This is a genomic window from Aeromonas sp. s13 (assembly GCF_040907905.1).
GTDB classification, from domain to species: Bacteria; Pseudomonadota; Gammaproteobacteria; order Enterobacterales; family Aeromonadaceae; genus Aeromonas; species Aeromonas veronii.
The window spans coordinates 14843-32119 of sequence record NZ_JBFOCS010000067.1; the positions used below are offsets into that span (position 1 = coordinate 14843).

At 56.9% G+C, this 17277-nt stretch carries 17 protein-coding genes; 8 read left to right on the plus strand and 9 right to left on the minus strand.

Annotated elements, in window-relative coordinates:
• Positions 1-152 precede the first annotated feature (152 nt).
• Positions 153-1583, plus strand: coding sequence for a wax ester/triacylglycerol synthase family O-acyltransferase (locus AB5Y82_RS12900; protein ID WP_338774919.1), 1431 nt, complete (start codon positions 153-155; stop codon positions 1581-1583).
• Positions 1584-1692: 109 nt separating this feature from the next.
• Here the strand turns inward: AB5Y82_RS12900 and AB5Y82_RS12905 are convergent, their stop codons facing one another.
• The 4 genes from AB5Y82_RS12905 to AB5Y82_RS12920 all read right to left on the minus strand — a co-directional run bounded on the left by AB5Y82_RS12905 (position 1693) and on the right by AB5Y82_RS12920 (position 5004).
• Complete coding sequence (locus tag AB5Y82_RS12905) at positions 1693-2481, minus strand: hypothetical protein (RefSeq protein ID WP_368174058.1); 789 nt, start codon at positions 2479-2481, stop codon at positions 1693-1695.
• 25 nt (positions 2482-2506) lie between these two features.
• Positions 2507-3148 carry a TetR/AcrR family transcriptional regulator gene (locus AB5Y82_RS12910; protein ID WP_005345492.1) on the minus strand — a complete coding sequence of 214 codons (642 nt, stop codon included), beginning with the start codon at positions 3146-3148 and terminating at the stop codon, positions 2507-2509.
• 1 nt (position 3149) lies between these two features.
• The gene (locus AB5Y82_RS12915; protein WP_368174059.1) at positions 3150-4337 is read right to left on the minus strand and encodes a patatin-like phospholipase family protein; all 1188 of its coding nucleotides are present in this window, start codon (positions 4335-4337) and stop codon (positions 3150-3152) included.
• A gap of 94 nt (positions 4338-4431) precedes the next feature.
• Entirely contained in the window at positions 4432-5004 is a 573-nt protein-coding gene (locus AB5Y82_RS12920; RefSeq protein WP_005333118.1) for a phasin family protein, read from the minus strand.
• A 248-nt stretch (positions 5005-5252) separates the two neighbouring features.
• Between AB5Y82_RS12920 and AB5Y82_RS12925 the strand changes: the two genes are divergently transcribed.
• On the plus strand, positions 5253-7226 hold the full coding sequence (locus AB5Y82_RS12925) for an SDR family oxidoreductase (protein WP_368174060.1): 1974 nt from the start codon (positions 5253-5255) through the stop codon (positions 7224-7226).
• 90 nt (positions 7227-7316) lie between these two features.
• On the opposite strand, the gene AB5Y82_RS12930 is transcribed toward AB5Y82_RS12925, so the two are convergent.
• The gene (locus AB5Y82_RS12930) at positions 7317-8192 is read right to left on the minus strand and encodes a triacylglycerol lipase (protein ID WP_111901100.1); all 876 of its coding nucleotides are present in this window, start codon (positions 8190-8192) and stop codon (positions 7317-7319) included.
• 170 nt (positions 8193-8362) lie between these two features.
• Here AB5Y82_RS12930 and AB5Y82_RS12935 point away from each other — a divergent pair, with 170 nt between their 5' ends.
• From AB5Y82_RS12935 to AB5Y82_RS12950, 4 genes are all read left to right on the plus strand, one after another.
• The gene (locus AB5Y82_RS12935) at positions 8363-8665 is read left to right on the plus strand and encodes a YebG family protein (RefSeq protein ID WP_005333111.1); all 303 of its coding nucleotides are present in this window, start codon (positions 8363-8365) and stop codon (positions 8663-8665) included.
• Between the two features lie 378 nt (positions 8666-9043).
• Positions 9044-10321, plus strand: coding sequence for a tyrosine-type recombinase/integrase (locus AB5Y82_RS12940; RefSeq protein ID WP_162632598.1), 1278 nt, complete (start codon positions 9044-9046; stop codon positions 10319-10321).
• A 375-nt stretch (positions 10322-10696) separates the two neighbouring features.
• Positions 10697-11035: a hypothetical protein gene (locus tag AB5Y82_RS12945; RefSeq protein WP_005333109.1), complete on the plus strand. Its 339-nt coding sequence runs from the start codon at positions 10697-10699 to the stop codon at positions 11033-11035.
• Positions 11036-11358: 323 nt separating this feature from the next.
• Positions 11359-11625, plus strand: a complete 267-nt coding sequence (locus AB5Y82_RS12950; RefSeq protein ID WP_368174061.1) for a hypothetical protein — start codon at positions 11359-11361, stop codon at positions 11623-11625.
• Positions 11626-11697: 72 nt separating this feature from the next.
• Here the strand turns inward: AB5Y82_RS12950 and AB5Y82_RS12955 are convergent, their stop codons facing one another.
• Positions 11698-11820: a multidrug transporter gene (locus AB5Y82_RS12955; protein WP_108540654.1), complete on the minus strand. Its 123-nt coding sequence runs from the start codon at positions 11818-11820 to the stop codon at positions 11698-11700.
• 104 nt (positions 11821-11924) lie between these two features.
• Positions 11925-12188, minus strand: coding sequence for a DNA-binding protein (locus AB5Y82_RS12960; protein ID WP_111901097.1), 264 nt, complete (start codon positions 12186-12188; stop codon positions 11925-11927).
• A gap of 129 nt (positions 12189-12317) precedes the next feature.
• On the opposite strand from AB5Y82_RS12960, the gene AB5Y82_RS12965 reads away from it, so the two are divergent.
• Positions 12318-14294, plus strand: a complete 1977-nt coding sequence (locus tag AB5Y82_RS12965) for a Lon protease family protein (RefSeq protein ID WP_368174062.1) — start codon at positions 12318-12320, stop codon at positions 14292-14294.
• A gap of 98 nt (positions 14295-14392) precedes the next feature.
• Positions 14393-14932 (plus strand): 3-hydroxyacyl-[acyl-carrier-protein] dehydratase FabA, encoded by a 540-nt coding sequence (gene fabA / locus AB5Y82_RS12970; RefSeq protein ID WP_196783564.1) that lies wholly within the window; start codon positions 14393-14395, stop codon positions 14930-14932.
• A gap of 84 nt (positions 14933-15016) precedes the next feature.
• Here fabA and rmf read toward each other — a convergent pair whose 3' ends face one another.
• Both rmf and AB5Y82_RS12980 read right to left on the minus strand, forming a co-directional pair.
• The gene (gene rmf, locus AB5Y82_RS12975; RefSeq protein WP_010674759.1) at positions 15017-15193 is read right to left on the minus strand and encodes a ribosome modulation factor; all 177 of its coding nucleotides are present in this window, start codon (positions 15191-15193) and stop codon (positions 15017-15019) included.
• A gap of 161 nt (positions 15194-15354) precedes the next feature.
• Positions 15355-17268: an ABC transporter ATP-binding protein gene (locus AB5Y82_RS12980; RefSeq protein ID WP_159143736.1), complete on the minus strand. Its 1914-nt coding sequence runs from the start codon at positions 17266-17268 to the stop codon at positions 15355-15357.
• Positions 17269-17277: the final 9 nt, after the last annotated feature.

Sequence of the window (17277 nt, forward strand, 5' to 3'; positions counted from 1 at the left end):
CCTTGATTCTATTTGTCAGTAATCTTTCATCTTTATTTCATATTTCGAGTCGGCACTCATTAATGTCATTCTGATTGCATCAAGTCTTCATCCGGATATGAGGACAGTAGCAATTTGCCGTCTCGGTAAATTCATTTTGTAGGGAAACAACCATGCCACTGAGTGAATTTATCTCCTGCGTCGATACCGCCTGGTTACGCATGGACAGACCCAACAACCTGATGCAGATCATCGGTGTCCTGATGTTTGAAGGAGAGCTTGATGAAGCGCGTCTGCGGGCCGGATTACGCCATACCATTTCGGTGCAACCCCGCTTCCACCAGCGGGCCGTGCTGGAGGGGGGCTCCTACTACTGGCGTCATGATCCCGATTTCGATCTCGATCAGCACCTCAAGCGAGTGATCCTGCCGGGTGAAGCGGGCAAGCTGGAGCTGGAGAAGCTGGTGGCCGATCTCGCCTCGACGCCGCTCAACCACCAGCGCCCCCTGTGGGATATGCACCTCACCGACACGTCGCTGGGTGGGCAAGCGCTGGTGGTGCGCATTCACCACGCCATGGGCGACGGCTTCTCGCTGGTGCGGGCCATGCTGACCATGATGGATAACACCCCGGAAGGGGCGCCGCGACCACCGTCACCGGAGCCACTGGATGACAGCGATGACGAGGATGAGGAGGATTGCCACCAGGGCAGCCGTCTGGTGCGGGCCGGTCTCAAGCTGACCGGTAGCCTCTGGTCCAAATATGTCGAAGTGGTCACCCATCCCACCAAGGCGGTGGATTACCTCAAGACCGGGCGGGATGTGGCGAGCGAGCTGTGCAATATCGCCACCCTCGGTGATGATTCACCCTGCCGCCTGCGGGGCAAGACCACTAGCACCAAGCGGGTGGCCTGGTCGGAGCAAATTGATCTGCCGGATATCAAGGCAGTGGGCAAGGTACTGGGCTGCTCGGTCAACGATCTGCTGATCGCCGCCACCGCAGGGGCGTTTCGCCACTACCTGCAGGAGAAGGGGGATGATGCCAACAAGGTCAAGGTCCGCGCCCTGGTGCCAGTCAATATGCGTGCACCGGACGATGAGGGGGCACTTGGCAACCGCTTCGGGCTGGTGGCCTTGGACTTGCCACTGGATGTTGAACACCCGTTGCAGCGGCTCTATACCGTGCGTGACCGGATGCAGGCGCTACGCACCTCGCTGCAACCCGTGGTGGTGCTCAACTTGTTACATGCCCTTGGCATGGCCCCCAATGCGGTGCAACAGCAGGCCGTCGAGCTGCTCACGGCCAAGGCCAGCGCGGTGATCACCAATGTGCCCGGCCCGCAGCAGACCCTCTATCTGGCTGGAGCAAAATTGCGTCAGCCGCTGTTCTGGGTGCCGCAATCGGGGGATATCGGCGTCGGCGTCTCCATCCTCTCTTACGATCACAAGGTGCAACTGGGCCTAATCACCGACAAGAAGCTGGTACCGGACCCGGATCGGGTGGTCGAGCGGTTTGCGGTGGAGTTCGAGCAACTGCTGTTGCTGGTGCTGATGGAGCCGGAGCTACTGTTTGACCCCAACGGACTGGATGCGCTGCTCGGTTGAGTGTGCACTTGAGCGACCGGTGACGGCGTAGCCAACCGGTCAGCTCCCATCATGAAAGAGGCCAACCCGCGGGTTGGCCTTTTGTTTTTCTTAGCGGTAGGAATGGCGGTTAATCCTCCAGATCCTCGCGCGCCGCCTCCACATCGAGGCGCTCCATGGCATCCATCGGTTCGCACTCGGCCGCTTCGGCATAGAGGGCTTCGGCGGCTTTCAGGCGGCTCTTGCCGTGCAGCATCACCTGAGCGTTGGCGTACTCCATGCGGGCGATAGCCGAGTCGGGGATCAGCGCCAGCGCTTCCTTGAAGTGACGCTCGGACTCCTCCTTCTTGGCGCCATAGGTGAGGCCGCCGATCATGGCCCCCAGCTTGTCGACGATCTCCGCATGCCAGGCGCCAAAGGCAATATGGGCCTCGGCGTGATCTGGCGCCAGCTCCAGCGCCTTCTCAAGGCTTGCCTTGATCTTGTCGCCAATTCCTTGCGAGAGGGCCTTGGAGATGGAGATCACCTGGCTGTAGCGCCCGAGGGCCAGCGCGTGGAAATACCAGGCGTTGGCGTTCTTGGGTTGGCGCTTTTGCAGCTTCTCGGCATGGCTGGCCGCCCGCTCGAAGGCGGCGCGCTTGGCATACTTGTCTTCCAGCAGATAGCTGGCGTGGATCACCAGTGCCTTGTTTGCCACATTGAGGCCCGCCTCACCGGCCGCTTCGCCAAGGGCGACGGCCCGGGCAAAATCCCCGGCATGATAGGCCCGCCAGGCATCCTGTACCTGTTCATCCTCGGGCCAGGGTTCGGCATCCCCCTGATGGAGACGATCCCAGTTGTCCGCCAGCTTCTGGCCAGCATAGTCATAGGCCGCATCCGCGTAGGGGAAGGGGACAAATTCGAGTTGTGAAGTGGTCATGCTTGTTCTCCCTGTAGCATGTGAATCAAACCTTGTCGGTGTAGTGGTGGGCGAGGGCGCCCAGATGAGCGCGGGCATCGGCCCGCAAATAGGGGGCGACCAGTTGCATTACCTGAAAGACGCCGAGGGCGATATCGGCGTCCGCCTTGGGGTGCAGTGCCCGCTGGTAAGAGATCCAGAATGTGCCCACCAGCGCCACATTGGCCGCCAGCGTGCGCATCTGTTGCGCCGTGCCCTCCATCAGCCCGACCGTTTGCAGATGGTTACAAATGGCGATGGCGGTCTGCTCCTTGCGGCGCAGCAGGGCGGAAAAGCGCTGTTCCACCTGATGATAACCACTCATCAGGGTCGCGATATCGTAGTAGAGGAAACGGTACTGCCAGATGGCTTCAAACATCAGGTGGAGAAAGAGCCAGATATCTTCTGGCTCATCGGACGGGGTGCTGACCGCCTCCAGCAGGCGATCCATCTGCTGTTCAAATTCGCAGAACAGGGCGTTGACGATCTCCTCCTTGTTGTGGAAGTGGTAGTAGAGATTGCCCTGGCTGATCTCCATCTCGGCCGCAATGGCCGAGGTGGTGACGCTGGGTTCCCCTTGTCGATTGAAGCAGGCGAGGGCAGTGGTCAGGATCCGCTCCCGGGTACGACGTTTGGGTTTGCGATCCATGCTACTCCTTTGGTAATGAACGGCGCACGCCGTGGCGATAGCGTTTGGCAAGCCAGTGCTGCAACTGCTCCAGCGACTTGTCGAGGGCGGCGACCGAGCCAATGCCGGGGGCCAGCAGGGTGCGATCTTCATCGGCCAGCGCGGCCAGATTGAGCTCGAGGCCATGCTTGGCCAGCACCGGCGCCAGCTCGTTACGACGCTGCCAGAGATCGCGGCGGGTATGCTGGTAAGCGTGCTCGCAGAGACGGCGGCGATCCCGGTAACTGAACACATTGGTGAAGAACATCTCGCCATCGGCAGAAGAGGGCTCAAACAGCAAGGCGTCGGCGTCGGGATATTGGTGTTTGTAGCGATCCATCCCCACATGCATGCGGGAGTGGATGATGGCGCGAAAGGTCTGGGCCAGCACCACCGGCAGACCGCTGTCCACCAGATTGGTCGGCGCGCCGGCGGCCATGTCCGCATCATAGGGCACCAGCGGATTGATGCAGAACACCAGATCCGCCCCCTCTTCCAGCGCTACCGAAGCGTGCAGAGTCTTGATCAGCGCCCCGTCCACATAGTAACGACCGTTGATCAATGAAGGGGGAAAGAGGCCGGGCAGGGCGGCCGACGCCTGTACCGCCGCCGAGATGGGCACATCATCGAGCCCCGGGCTGCCGAAGGCGACCGGATGACCGGTATCGAGTTCGGTAGCGACCACAAACAGTCGGCTGCGCAGCTGGCGAAAATCGTTGCTGCGGCCGGGACGAGAGAAAAACTGGGTCAGGGTGCGATCCACCCCGCGGTTGTCGAACAGTCCGGTCGGAATGGCCTTGGAGAGTCCCTGCAGCGATTCAAACAGGCTGCGCTTCCAGGGCGCCGCCAGATAGTAGGTCAGACTCTGCCACGCCAGTGGCGGGATCGAGGTCAGGCGGTCGGCATATTCACGAAAGGCGGGTCGCAACAAGGTAGCCGGGTCAAACATCTCCCCCGAATCATCGCTGAGCAGGATCCGCACCAGCTTAGCCGGCGAGATGCCGTTGGCCAGCGCCGAGGCCACCACGGCCCCCGAGCTGACGCCAACATAGATATCGGCATGGTCAAGGCGCAAGCCGTTGATGCTGTCAGAGAGGGCTGCGCAGGCACCGATCTCGTAGATGCCGCCGAGCGGCCCGCCGCCAGCAAGGGCAATTGCGATGGTACTCATAGCGTTGCCTCCCTATCCATGACATTCACCATGACAAGACCGGCCCAGCGCAGGGCATGGGCCGGTATCAATCACCTTCCGTCACCGCGAGGGATCAGGGCAGGACGCTCTCTGCTTTGGCCTTCACCTCTTTCACCGCGTCTTCGGCGGCGGAGAGGAGATCGGCGGCCTGCTCAACCACGGCCTCTTTAGCCTTGGCTACCGGTGCCTTCTTTACCGGAGGCTTGCGGGCAGCGGGCTTTTTGGCGGCAGCCGGTTTGGCTTCTGCGGCCGGGGCTTCTTCTTCCTGTGCATCCAGCAGTTGCTGGACCACGTCGGTCAGCTCGGCCATGCGCTTGGAGAGCTTGTCGATATCCTTGCGGGTCGGGATGCCGAGGCTGGCCACAGCGCGGGCCACGCGATCTTCAAACACCTGCTCCAGACGGCCCCAGGTATTGGCGGTCTTGTCGGTCACAGCGGCAATCTTCTCATCTGCGCTCTGACGGGTTTTGGCCTGCAATGCTTCCCCTTCCTGCACCAGGGCTTCAAAGATCTTGCCACCCTCTTCCTGTGCTTTGGCATAAGCACCCAGACCCGCCAACCAGATCTGCTGGGTGGACTCCTTTATGGTGGAGGTGAGTTGGTTGTCGGTCACTGACCCTGCCAGCGCTTTCAATTTCTTAGCCATGATCTTCTCCTTGAATAACGACAGATAAATGTAATGGCGACAACGAAACTGCAATCGGGTTGTGGCATTACTGATTTTTCAACTTCAGTCTAGGGACAAAAAATAGAGGGTTCTACCTAATAACGGAACAGGCACACCACCGAAATTAGGGTTTGCTCACGAACCGACAATCAAATTGCGGATTCCCATATGAATCGTGATATATCTAACAACCTAGTAACACCCTAATCAGTAGCAGGATTCTCTTTATGAACTATTTCATTACTGGCGGTAGTGGTTTTATCGGGCGTCGATTGATCAAAAAGTTATTCCAACAGCATCCCGACTGTATCGTCTATTTTCTGATGCGCGCCTCTCATCAGGATAAATTGCCGGAGTTATTTGCATTCTGGAATGTGGATCAATCGCGTGCAGTCCCGGTTTTTGGCGACATGACGCAACCGCTGCTGGGGGTATCGGTCGAGATGCAGGAGCAGTTGATCGGCAAGATAGACCACTTCTTCCATCTGGCTGCTATCTATGATCTGAACGCCAAGGCCGGGATCCAGCAGCAGGTCAACACCGAAGGGACCCGTCAGGCTGTTCAACTTGCCGAGCGGCTGGGGGCGGGCCAGTTCCACCACTGCAGCTCCATCGCTGCAGCGGGCCTGTTTGACGGTCTGTTTCGCGAGGACATGTTCGATGAGGCCGAACACCTCGACATGCCTTACTTCCAGACCAAGCACGAAGCGGAAGGGATTGTGCGAAACGAGTGCACTATTCCGTGGCGGGTCTACCGACCGGGGATCGTTGTCGGTGACTCCAATACCGGCGAGATGGACAAGATCGACGGCCCTTACTACTTCTTCAAGACCATCCAGAAGCTGCGCCGTCTGCTGCCGCCCTGGATGCCGGCCATCGGTGTTGAGGGCGGGCGCATCAACATAGTGCCGGTCAACTTTGTGGTCGATGCCATGGTGCATATCGCCCATCAGGAGGGAGAGGAGAACAAAACCTTCCATCTGACCGACCCCAACCCGATGCGGGTCGGCGACATGCTGAGCACCTTCTCCCGCGCCGCCCATGCGCCGGAGCCCGCGATCCGCATCAACGCCTCTCTCTTTAATTTCATTCCCCGCCACCTGACCGCCATGCTGATGACCATGGCGCCAGTACGCCGCATCCGCGATGCCGCCATCGCCGATCTTGGTCTGCCCAAGGATGTGTTCCGCCTTATAAGCTATCCCACCCGTTTCGACAGTCGCGAAACCCAGCGGGTACTGAAAGGGACAGGCATCGAAGTGCCACCGCTGCACAGCTACGCCTGGCGGCTGTGGGATTACTGGGAGCGTCATCTCGACCCGGAGCTTTTTATCGATCGCTCCCTGCGTGGTCGGGTAGAGGGCAAGGTGGTGCTGGTGACCGGGGCCACCTCCGGCATTGGCCGTGCAACCGCGCGCAAGCTGGCGGGGGCGGGGGCCAACGTCGTTACCATCGCTCGCGACGAGCAGAAAATTGCCGAGACTAAAGCCGAGTTTGCCGAGCTGGGGCTGACCATCGAGATCTATCAGGGGGATCTCTCCAATCTGGCGCAGGCCGAGGAGATCACCGCTCGCATCGTGGCCGATCACGGTGGCGTCGATATTCTGGTCAACAATGCCGGCCGCTCCATCCGCCGCTCCATCGAGGACTCCTTCGATCGCTTCCACGATCTGGAGCGCACCATGCAGCTCAACTACTTTGGCGCACTCAAGGTGATCATGGGGGTACTGCCCACCATGATTGAGAAGAAAAAAGGGCACATCATCAACATCTCCTCCATCGGGGTGTTGACCAATGCGCCGCGCTTCTCCGCCTATGTTGCCTCCAAGTCGGCCCTCGATGCCTGGGTGCGTACCGCCGCCTCCGAGTTTGCCGACAAAGGGGTCAGCTTCTCCATCATCAATATGCCGCTGGTGAAAACGCCGATGGTCGCACCGACCAAGGTCTATGAGCAGGTACCGATGATGACGCCGGAAGAGGCTGCCGATCTGGTATGCGATACCATCATCAACAAGCACGTTCGTCTGGCCACTCGCCTCGGGGTGTTTGGTCAGGTGGTGCATGCCCTGGCGCCGCGCGTCGCCCAGGTGATCATGAACACCAGCTTCCGCACCTTTGCCGATCCCAAGGATGGCGACAAGTCCAAGGCGACCGCCGATCAGGTTGCCGTCTCGACCCTGATCAAGGGGATACACTTCTAACCGGATGATGGGATAAAGAGATCAACAGGGGCCTGAGCAATCAGGCCCCTGTTTTATTTGAAATAACAGTTGAAGGACGAATAAGGAGGGTCAGACTCGGGACAGCAGATCAAGCAGCAGATCTGTCGTACGACGGGAGTAGAGCAGAGAGAGATGGCCAATGGCGGGCAACTCGATATCTTCCATTCCCGCCAATCGTTGCCGCTCCTGCGGCATCACCACATTGTCGTGACTGGTGCGCACCGAGATGCCGGGCACGCAAAGCGGCACAGAGGCAAAACGCTGCAACCAGCCGGAACCGGGCTCCATCTCGCGGGCATTGGCCCCAAGCCCTAGGGCGGCAAGCTGACTGCCCTGATGAGGCGTAGCCAGGGTGATCAGGCGCACGACCTTGTCACCACCATGGATAGCCAGATAGTCGCGGCAGACCAGTCCGCCCATGCTGTGACCGACCAGCACCAGCTTGTCAGCCCCGGTTTGCGCCAGCACATCGTCAATTCGCTTGGCCAGTAACGGCACCATCTCATCGATATGACCAAATGGTGGCATCAGGGTAATGGTGGCGACCACATGGCCTGCGGCTTCCAATCGGGCGCGCTGGGTGCGCCAGATACCGCGACTGCAACCGTAACCATGTACCAGCAATACGGGACGCTGGCATGGCCGCAGCCGATCGGGAGCCATCAACAAAGGCTCGAATGGCAACAGCAAGGTGAAGGTGTAGAGGTAGGCCAGCATCTCCTGCGCCATCATCTTCACCCTGCGCCAGGGGCCGATAGCCGGGGAGGGGTAGAAACGGGTAAACAGCCAGCTGCCGAGCACCACCAGACAGCGCAACCCAAGCAGGGTAAACACCACAAACAGCAGGGTCAGCAGCCAGGGGAGTCCCACGACCAAGTGGGCGATACTCCCGAGGAGCAGCACCTCTACCATCAGCAGGATAAACAGGTGTCGTACGATCGTCATAAGGCCATGATCCGACCAGTCAGGCGTGGAAGTCAAATGGCACTTTGAGACAGCTTGATCCAGCGCGGCTTTTGTCGCTAAACCCCGGCGAACTCTTTTCCGGTGAGGTTATTTGCAATACTGTATATCCATACATATACTCTATCCATCATCACCAAGAGGAGGCCATCATGGCTGTCGAGATCAAATATGTGGTTGTTCGTGGGGGAGTGGAAAAAATGACCTTTGCCAGCAAAAAAGAGGCCGATGCCTATGACAAGCTGCTGGATACGGCCGATGAGTTGATGACCCTGTTGGCTGGCGCCCCGATCGAGTTGGCGCCAGAGCAGCAAGAGAGTCTGGCATTCTACCTGGCAGAGCAGCGTGATGTGCTGCAAACCCTGCTGCGTGGCGGCAAGGTTCAGGCAGGCACGAAAGAGGAAGAGGCCCCAGCAGCCAAGCGCAAGGAGAAGCCACTAAAGCAGGTGGCCTGATTGCACAGACCTTATTTCTCGGGATAAATGGCTCAATGCATTCACTTTATTTGCATTTAAAACCATTTTTGCGGCTATTTACCCCGAGAATTTTTTAACAATGGTGCATATCCAATGCATAACTGAATAGCGTGCACCACTGAGCGACATTAACCAGATCTATGAGGAAATAATGAGCAAACAGTGGAGAGAACGTTATCCAGATCGCTCCCGGTGACCTTAATCAGCAACAGCAAAAGGCAGTACCAATCCCAATAGAAGCAGCATTCATGTATCACGAGACCTTTTCTATCAACTCGGCTCACAGGCTCATTTCGATTCATCTCAGCATCAACAAGCAACACCATGACTCAACAACCATTATCCTTGCCGCCAGCCATGCCGCTGTTTGACAGCCTTATCTATCTGGAAGCTGGCAATCCGCAGGTCAATCAGTACCTTGCCAACCTCAGCCTCAACGATGTACCCGATGCCGGGCTGGTTTACGAACTGGCGGTCGATTGGCTGCTGGAGCAGCGCAACAGCGAAAACAACTACAAAACCTATCGCAGCGAACTGACCACTTTTTTGCACTGGTGCTTTCGCGAGGCGGCCATCAGCCCGACAGATCTCACTCGCCGCATCATGATCCGCTATCTCGACTACTGTCAGTCCCCCCCTGACGAGTTGATCGCCTATCGCAACGTGGCGCAGTTTATCCTCGACAAGGAGTGGGGAGAGCGGTTGCCTAATCCGCAATGGCGACCGTTTCTCGGCAAACGGGAGCTGGGCCGCACCTTGCCCTATCGCCTGAGCGAGCAGGCGATGAAGACCAAGCTCGCCATCCTGTCGGCCTTCTTCCAGTTCCTGATCCAGGAGGAGTACATGGACAGGAATCCCGCTCTGCTACTGCAGCGGGTCAAACGGCCGCAACAGCTGGAGGCCGATGATCAGGTGCAGGCCTTCAGCGAGTTGCAGTGGTCATACGTGATGCAGGCCGCCGATACCCTTGCCAACGACCATCCGGAGCAGCACGAGCGCAGCCGTTTTCTCACCATTCTGATGTACGCCTGCTATCTGCGGATCTCTGAGGTTGCTGCCCGGCCGGGCTTTACCCCTGTGATGGGGCAGTTCAGGCGGGATCGCAAAACTGGCGTCTGGGGATACTTTATTCCGCAAAGCAAAGGGGGCAAACGGCGTACCGTAGCTGTATCCCAAGCGCTGTTGGCGGCACTCGAACGCTACCGCCGTTTCCTCGGTCTCTCTCCCTTGCCAACACCGGATGAACAGACGCCACTGTTCGTTCGCCATAAAGCGGCAGCCCACGGCCGCGAGCAGGGTGAGCTAAACGCCAACCTGGGAATTCGCCAGCTACGGGATTTGATCATGGTGATCATCGGTAAAGGTGCAGAATTGGCAGAGCAGGATGGATTTGCCCAGGATGCAGCCGAAATGCGGCAACTCTCTCCCCATGCGATCCGCCATACCGGGATCACCCATGACATCAATCTGCACGGGCGGCCGCTCTCCCACGTACAAGCCGATGCAGGACATGACAGCATCGACACCACTTCGAAATACCTGCACACCAGCAACAGTGAACGACATGAGAGCGCCCAGCAAAAGCCGCTGGACCGATTGAACCAACATGTGAGAGATAACATTCACAGGAGCTAACGAACAACGTGACATGATGACCCTGATTTGTATTGACTGCTCTTAGAACACAGAATGGCTTGTTTGGGATGTCATAGAAGTTGGTGCGGCGATGTTGTACTTCTCTGGATGGCAATCGGTTCAGGGAATATTTTTGGCTCACATGGATGATTCAGAACAGGCTCCTTGCCATCTGCGGCATACATATTTATCGCGTAACAGAGAAGCAAAAAACGGAATTGCTTGCTGAAACACCGAGAACACCCGATGCCGAAAGCTAAGTAACATGCCGGAAGCAATCATATTCGGTTGAACAGCGCCTTGTTATCACACTTGCATATCCAGTCATCATTGGTGATATTGATATCAATATTAACGAGCTACCAAGGAGCGGGTATGCAAGTGGCAGTGGTGGAAAAGACCTTCAGGATCGTTGGCAAAGGGTCGCTCATGGCCCAGTTCACCTTTATCTCTTCAGGCACACTGCATATCTGGTTTCCGGATGTGGGCCTGCAGATGGAGGCCCACTGCAAAGAGTTGCGTATCGAAGATTGCACCATTATCTATACCAATGGCCTCCATCACGGCCAGCCCAGAGCACTCTGGTCCTTAACCCTCCATCCCGATGATATGAACGAGCTCAAACGCATATTGCAGCAATTCAACAGCAACCTCTACTTGACCTGCCAGCCACCCACATTGGCCATCGCCAAACGTGCCTTGAATATGAATTGACCCAACTTCCAAAATGAAATGGCGAATACTCTTCAAGCCGAATAAGCCGTGACGATTTAAGGGGAGGGGAGTCTATCGCGATAGTCGGCATTTTTATGGCTGTTTTACAAGAAAGAGTATCAATATTTCCAGAGAGAGACCTCTCAAGTCAGGGGCAGATATTTCTAAGAATATTCACGGTAATGACTTTGGTTATAACGGTGAAAATCAAACTTAACGTTCCATAGGGGAAGGGACTCCAGCACAACGTACTGATTAATAGTGGACTCTTGTCTCAAAATGGGACATTTGTGGTTTCAGAATATCGACTAAGGGGAGGGGGTATGTCTGATCATTGGGATGACTACTTCAACCAGGAAAAGGCACCGCCTGACTTCCTGGTTGAGCGAGTAGATGTTGTGGGCGAGGGGGCTTTGGCGGATCAGTGGGCCAAGTTGGCCGACCTCTACATTGCCAAACAGCAGGGGAACCGGATGGCAGGTCTTGCTGACTTGGGTGAGGATCTTCTTAAGCTGGCCGAGACTGGCATTCGTGACGGTTCATCGTCATGCGCTGGATTGGTGAAGGAATTGTGCCGCAGAACCGGCTGAATAAAGCCTTGTTATCTCTCGCGATGATGCCGATAAATGGGATTATCGGCATTAATTACAAGTAGCTCTCATTTACTTTTTCTTCGGTTTATCAGTTTCTTTCACCGTTGTACTGGGGTGCTTATCTGCATATTTCTTTGGAACATACTGTCCTGTTTCTGCGTCACGGTACTTAGGTGCAGGCTTCTTTGCCATTCAAGGATCCTCTATAGTTGATTAGCGCAGCCTCATGAGAGGCCTCATTTTTATCGCACAATACATTCCCATGGACAAGTTGAACGGCATACGAGAATAAAAGATCAAATCTCTGACCCTGAATTCAACATCCTATCAAGCGCATCAAATGTACCAGCATTGGGATCACACTGAGCCAACAGTTCTTCCAGCGTGTAGCGCGGCTGGCCACGCAGTTTGGCGCGAGCACGCTCCACATCATCAAACGCCGCAGTCAGCAGCGCCGGATCGCCATCTTCAAGAGCTGCTTGCAGATAGGCAACCATGTCGGCCTCGGTGGCCAAGCCGTCAGCCACATCAAAACGGCTCCATTGCTCAGGTTTCTTCATTCTGTCCTCCTGCACCCGTCATTGCGCATAATGTATATTATGTTAAATTAAGTATCTTGTTTCCTGTCACCACTTATTGAACTGTGTATAATGGCAACAATTGATCCTATCTTCGACCGGATGTCTTAAGTGGCTGAATTAACATCAGAACAATTAAAACCTGCTTTTGCGATTGAACAGTTCCCCAAGCTTAGCGAGCTTGAACCTATCCCTTTTGCTGCACTGCAACCCAGAGCCATTTCCGGCATCAAACGTCTTGCCAGTTTTGATGGTGACTGTCCGGTCATGCTGCTCAACGGGTTCCCCGGCGCAGATTACGAAGGCGTTTGCCAAACGTTGATTGCCGACTCCAATGGCAAGGACGGTGACCTGTTTGATCTCTGCTACACCGAGAATCTGAACAACCCCTACAAACCTATCTGGCTGCGCCTGCAACCGGGCACCGGCGTCGAGTTTTGCGAAATGGTTGGCGAGCTGCTCAAGCTGTTGAGCCACCATCTCGATGCCGAACGCATCGTGACCCGCATCATGCGCAAGCAGAACAATGATCCGAAAATCGATGATTTCCTCTCCGATTTGGCGGCTCACGTGGCATTGGGTCTGGAGTTTCAGCACCCCATTCTGATCAACCTGTTGATCCATCACGAAGCGCAGGAAGCGCCGGTGATTTATGGCCGTGATCTCAACTGGGATACCCTGTTTGGCTCCATCAACTACCAGACCGAGCAAGGCTCTGTCTATGCTAACCAGCACCTGTTGGAGCCTGGCTTGCTGCGCGAAGCCAACGGCGGCTACCTCATTTTGCAACTGGACGAGCTGCTGGATCAGCCGCACCTCTGGTTCAAACTGAAAAATGCCATGCAAAAAGGCGAGCTGGACTGGAACGCCTATCAGGAAGGGAAAACCCTGACCCCCTTCTTCGCGCCTGAAGCGACCCCCATCAAGCTCAAGCTGATCCTGGTCGGTGACCGACTCGACGTGGCCGAGTTCCAGATGCTGGATCGCGATATGTCCGAGCGCATTTTCCTGCGCGCGGATCTGGTGTCAGAGGTGAATATTGAAGAGGATCTGCAGGAGTTTCTGCAGTACCTGGCCTGGCTGCGCCAGCGCTGGAGCCTGCTGGACTTCACGCCAGCCGCCCTCGCCGCCCTTTGTCGTCATGCCAGCCGCCTCTGTGACCATCAGGAGTGGTTGTCGCTCTCCGAAGTGCAACTCTCCGCCATCATGCGGATGGCTGACAGTCTGGCCCGGGAGCTGGAATCCGATGTGGTCACCGACGAGCATATTCGCGGCGCACTGGAGGAGCAGGATTACCGCCTCAACTATCTGGTTGAGCAGTCCGATCAGGGGGTTATCGACGGCCAGATCCTGCTGCAAACCGATGGCGAAGAGATTGGCCAGATCAACGGCCTGTCTGTCATTCAGATCTCCGGTCACCCTTATGACTTCGGCGAGCCGGTGCGCCTAACCGCTACCGTACACCTTGGTGATGGCGATGTGGCGGATATCGAGCGCAAAGCGGAGCTGGCCGGTCATATCCACGCCAAGGCGATGATGATTATCCACGGCTATCTCTCCAACAAATTTGGTGCAGAGAACCCCTCCCCCCTGTCGGCCAATCTGGTGTTCGAGCAGTCTTACCACGAAATTGACGGTGACAGCGCCTCCCTAACCGGCCTGTGTGCCCTGCTCTCTGCCCTCGCCCGCCAGCCTATCTATCAGCACTTCGCCGTGACCGGTGCGGTCGATCAGTTTGGCAATGTGCAAGCCGTTGGTGGCGTCAACGAGAAGATTGAAGGCTTCTTCCGGGTGTGCAAAATCCACGGCATCACCGGCAAGCAAGGGATCATTTTGCCGGGCACCAACATCCAGCAGCTAAACCTCTCTGACGAGGTGATTGCAGCGGTTGAAGCAGGCCAGTTCCACATCCACCCGGTAGATCATGTGGAAGAGGCCATCGAGTTGCTGACTGGCTGTGTCGCCGGTGAGCCTGATATGCCCGATACCCTGTTTGGCCGTATTCAGGAGCGGTTGGACGAGTTGAACGGCTCCACTGCCAAAGTCGGACTGCTGCAATCCCTGCTGGGGCGCCTGTTTGGCCGCTGATGAAGTGATCGGAGTTGTTTAGCGAACAACTGTAAGCTAAATTGGCCCGGCTTTGACCCATTTGAAGGAAATACCGCGTGACCGTAGACAATACCACCATGGAAGCCCGCCTTTCCCTGTGCGAACAGGGCAAGAACTCTTTTACCCGTGAAGAGCTGCTGGCTTGCAGCCGTGGCGAACTGTTTGGTGAGGGTAACAGTCAGCTGCCTGCCCCCAACATGTTGATGATGGATCGCATCGTCAAGATCAATGACAACGGCGGCGAACACGGCAAGGGCGAGATCCTGGCTGAGCTCGACATTACTCCGGATCTCTGGTTCTTCGATTGCCACTTCCCGGGGGATCCTGTGATGCCTGGCTGTCTCGGTCTGGACGCCATGTGGCAGCTGGTTGGCTTCTTCCTTGGTTGGAAAGGTGGCCCCGGCAAAGGTCGTGCTCTGGGCGTGGGTGAAGTAAAATTCACCGGCCAGATCCTGCCGACTGCCAAGAAAGTGACCTACAAGATCACCTTCAAGCGCGTCATCAACCGCAAGCTGGTGATGGGGATTGCTGATGGTGTGGTCGAAGTTGACGGCCGTCCGATCTACAGCGCCACCGACCTGAAAGTGGGCCTGTTCAAAGATACCACCGCATTCTGATCTCTCTGATTGGTGGTAAAACAGCATTAACGCAAAGGGGCCACAACGGCCCCTTTCCTTTTGTAATGAGTGATGAAGTACCTGCTACTTCATGAAGAGGCCTGAGCCCCGCCCTTCCATGGCGTCACGCCAACCACCAAGCCAATGCCCTCGGGCATCCAGGCATTGATACGGACACGCTTCTTTCTGTTTGCCGACCACGCCAGCCTGATAACCACGAGCACGAGCTCTTTCCAGACGGTCCCGCTTCTGTCTCTTCATCATCTACGACCCTCTTCGTGGAACAAAAAAAGCGACCAATTCTGCATCGGTCGCTTTCATCTTTACTCCTGCGAGCGCACTCGGTCAAACAAAAAATTCCACCCTAACCGGGCTATGTGACACAAGACACTGAACTGGATTAAGTTTTAATTACAGGGAACTTACTCCTGATTTTTGAGTCCTTCCAGCTCTTCCCAGCGAGCAAATGCCTGTTCCAGCGCTGCTTCAGCGGCATTGAGCGCATCCAGTTTCGGCTGGGTTTTATCTGCCGGCAGCGAGAAGAACCCTGGCTGGTTGATCTCGCTTTGCAGCGCATCCAGCTCGGCTTCCAGCTGTTCGAGACGAGCGGGCAACCCTTCCAGTTCAAGCTGCAGCTTGTAGGAGAGCTTCTTGTTCTTCTTCGGCGCTTCTGGCGCGGCGGAAACGACCGGCTCGGGCGCCTTGACCGGTGCACTCTTGGCCTGTTGCTGGGCATTCTGCTGTTCGCGGGTCGCCATCATGTTGGCGTAACCACCCACGTAATCGCTGATGCGGCCATCCCCTTCAAACAGCCAGCAGCCGGTCACTGTGTTGTCGATGAAGCGGCGATCGTGACTGACCAGCAGCAGGGTGCCGGGGTAGTCGGAAAGCAGCTCTTCCAGCAGCTCCAGTGTCTCGACGTCAAGGTCGTTGGTCGGTTCATCGAGGATCAGCAGGTTGCTGGGCTTGAGGAACAGCTTGGCCAGCAGCAGCCGGTTCTTCTCGCCACCGGAGAGCGCCTTGACCGGCGTACGGGCCCGCTTGGGCTCGAACAGGAAGTCCTGCAGGTAACCGAGGATATGACGGGAGCGGCCACGCACCATCACCTCTTGTTTGCCCTCCCCCACGTTGTCCACCACTGTCTGCTCGGGATCAAGCTGCTCGCGGTACTGATCGAAGTAGGCCACCTCCAGATTGGTGCCCCCCTTGACGGTGCCACGGGTCGGCTCAAGCTGCCCCAGCAACAGCTTGATCAGGGTCGATTTGCCGCAGCCATTGGGGCCGACCAGCGCAATCTTGTCGCCACGCAGCACTTGCAGATCGAGCCCCTTGAACAAGGTGCGATCGCCAAAGTCCAGCCCCAGCCCTTCGGTCTCGAACACCAGCTTGCCGGAGCGATTGACCTCGTCCAGTTGCAGCTTGGCCTTGCCCTGCAGCTCGCGGCGCTGGCTGCGCTCCATGCGCATTGCCTCAAGGGCGCGCACCCGACCTTCGTTACGGGTACGGCGAGCCTTGATACCCTGACGCACCCACACCTCTTCCTGCGCCAACTTGCGGTCGAACTCGGCATTTTTCAGCTCTTCGACCCGCAGCCACTCCTCTTTCCCCTGCAGGTACTCGTCGTAGTTACCCGGCCAGGAGGTGATGGCGCCGCGATCCAGATCGATGATCCGGGTTGCCAGCTTGTGGATGAACTCCCGATCGTGAGAGATAAAGACGATGGCGCCGCGAAAATCCTTGAGGAAATCTTCCAGCCAGTTGATGGCTTCGATATCAAGGTGGTTGGTCGGTTCATCGAGCAGCAGCAAGTCGGGATCGCAGGCCAGCGCACGGGCCAGCGCCACTTTGCGCAGCCAGCCGCCGGAGAGGCTGTCGAGGGTCACGTCAGGATCCAGCCCCAGCAGGGTCAACACCTGACTGATGCGGGTCTCGAACTGCCAGCCGTTCTGATAATCGAGCTGCTCTTGCAACTCGCTCATCTTGCGAATGTTGGCGTCTGACGGATCGCTCGCCAGCTCCATGGAGATGTGGTGGTACTGCTTGAGCAGCTCCCCTACCCCGGCCAGTCCTTCGGCGGCATAGTCAAACACCGTCAGCTCGCTGGAGGCCGGTGGATCCTGCTCAAGGCGGGTTACTTTCAAATCTTGTTGCAGCACCAGGCGGCCGTCGTCCAGCGGCAATTCACTGGCAATGACCTTCATCAGGGTGGACTTGCCCGCCCCGTTGCGGCCAACCAGACAGAGGCGCTCGCCCCGCTCGATGGTCAATTCGGCATTGTCGAGCAGCGGGAAATCACTGAACGACAGACATGCGCCGTGCAATGTTAAAAGAGCCATGTGTGTTCC

Excerpts from the sequence above, each read along its gene's own strand:
- AB5Y82_RS12900 (WP_338774919.1), top strand. The coding sequence starts at position 153 with ATGCCACTGAGTGAATTTATCTCCTGCGTCGATACCGCCTGGTTACGC.
- AB5Y82_RS12905 (WP_368174058.1), bottom strand. The coding sequence starts at position 2,481 with ATGACCACTTCACAACTCGAATTTGTCCCCTTCCCCTACGCGGATGCG.
- AB5Y82_RS12910 (WP_005345492.1), bottom strand. The coding sequence starts at position 3,148 with ATGGATCGCAAACCCAAACGTCGTACCCGGGAGCGGATCCTGACCACT.
- AB5Y82_RS12915 (WP_368174059.1), bottom strand. The coding sequence starts at position 4,337 with ATGAGTACCATCGCAATTGCCCTTGCTGGCGGCGGGCCGCTCGGCGGC.
- AB5Y82_RS12920 (WP_005333118.1), bottom strand. The coding sequence starts at position 5,004 with ATGGCTAAGAAATTGAAAGCGCTGGCAGGGTCAGTGACCGACAACCAA.
- AB5Y82_RS12925 (WP_368174060.1), top strand. The coding sequence starts at position 5,253 with ATGAACTATTTCATTACTGGCGGTAGTGGTTTTATCGGGCGTCGATTG.
- AB5Y82_RS12930 (WP_111901100.1), bottom strand. The coding sequence starts at position 8,192 with ATGACGATCGTACGACACCTGTTTATCCTGCTGATGGTAGAGGTGCTG.
- AB5Y82_RS12935 (WP_005333111.1), top strand. The coding sequence starts at position 8,363 with ATGGCTGTCGAGATCAAATATGTGGTTGTTCGTGGGGGAGTGGAAAAA.
- AB5Y82_RS12940 (WP_162632598.1), top strand. The coding sequence starts at position 9,044 with ATGCCGCTGTTTGACAGCCTTATCTATCTGGAAGCTGGCAATCCGCAG.
- AB5Y82_RS12945 (WP_005333109.1), top strand. The coding sequence starts at position 10,697 with ATGCAAGTGGCAGTGGTGGAAAAGACCTTCAGGATCGTTGGCAAAGGG.
- AB5Y82_RS12950 (WP_368174061.1), top strand. The coding sequence starts at position 11,359 with ATGTCTGATCATTGGGATGACTACTTCAACCAGGAAAAGGCACCGCCT.
- AB5Y82_RS12955 (WP_108540654.1), bottom strand. The coding sequence starts at position 11,820 with ATGGCAAAGAAGCCTGCACCTAAGTACCGTGACGCAGAAACAGGACAG.
- AB5Y82_RS12960 (WP_111901097.1), bottom strand. The coding sequence starts at position 12,188 with ATGAAGAAACCTGAGCAATGGAGCCGTTTTGATGTGGCTGACGGCTTG.
- fabA (WP_196783564.1), top strand. The coding sequence starts at position 14,393 with ATGGAAGCCCGCCTTTCCCTGTGCGAACAGGGCAAGAACTCTTTTACC.
- rmf (WP_010674759.1), bottom strand. The coding sequence starts at position 15,193 with ATGAAGAGACAGAAGCGGGACCGTCTGGAAAGAGCTCGTGCTCGTGGT.
- AB5Y82_RS12980 (WP_159143736.1), bottom strand. The coding sequence starts at position 17,268 with ATGGCTCTTTTAACATTGCACGGCGCATGTCTGTCGTTCAGTGATTTC.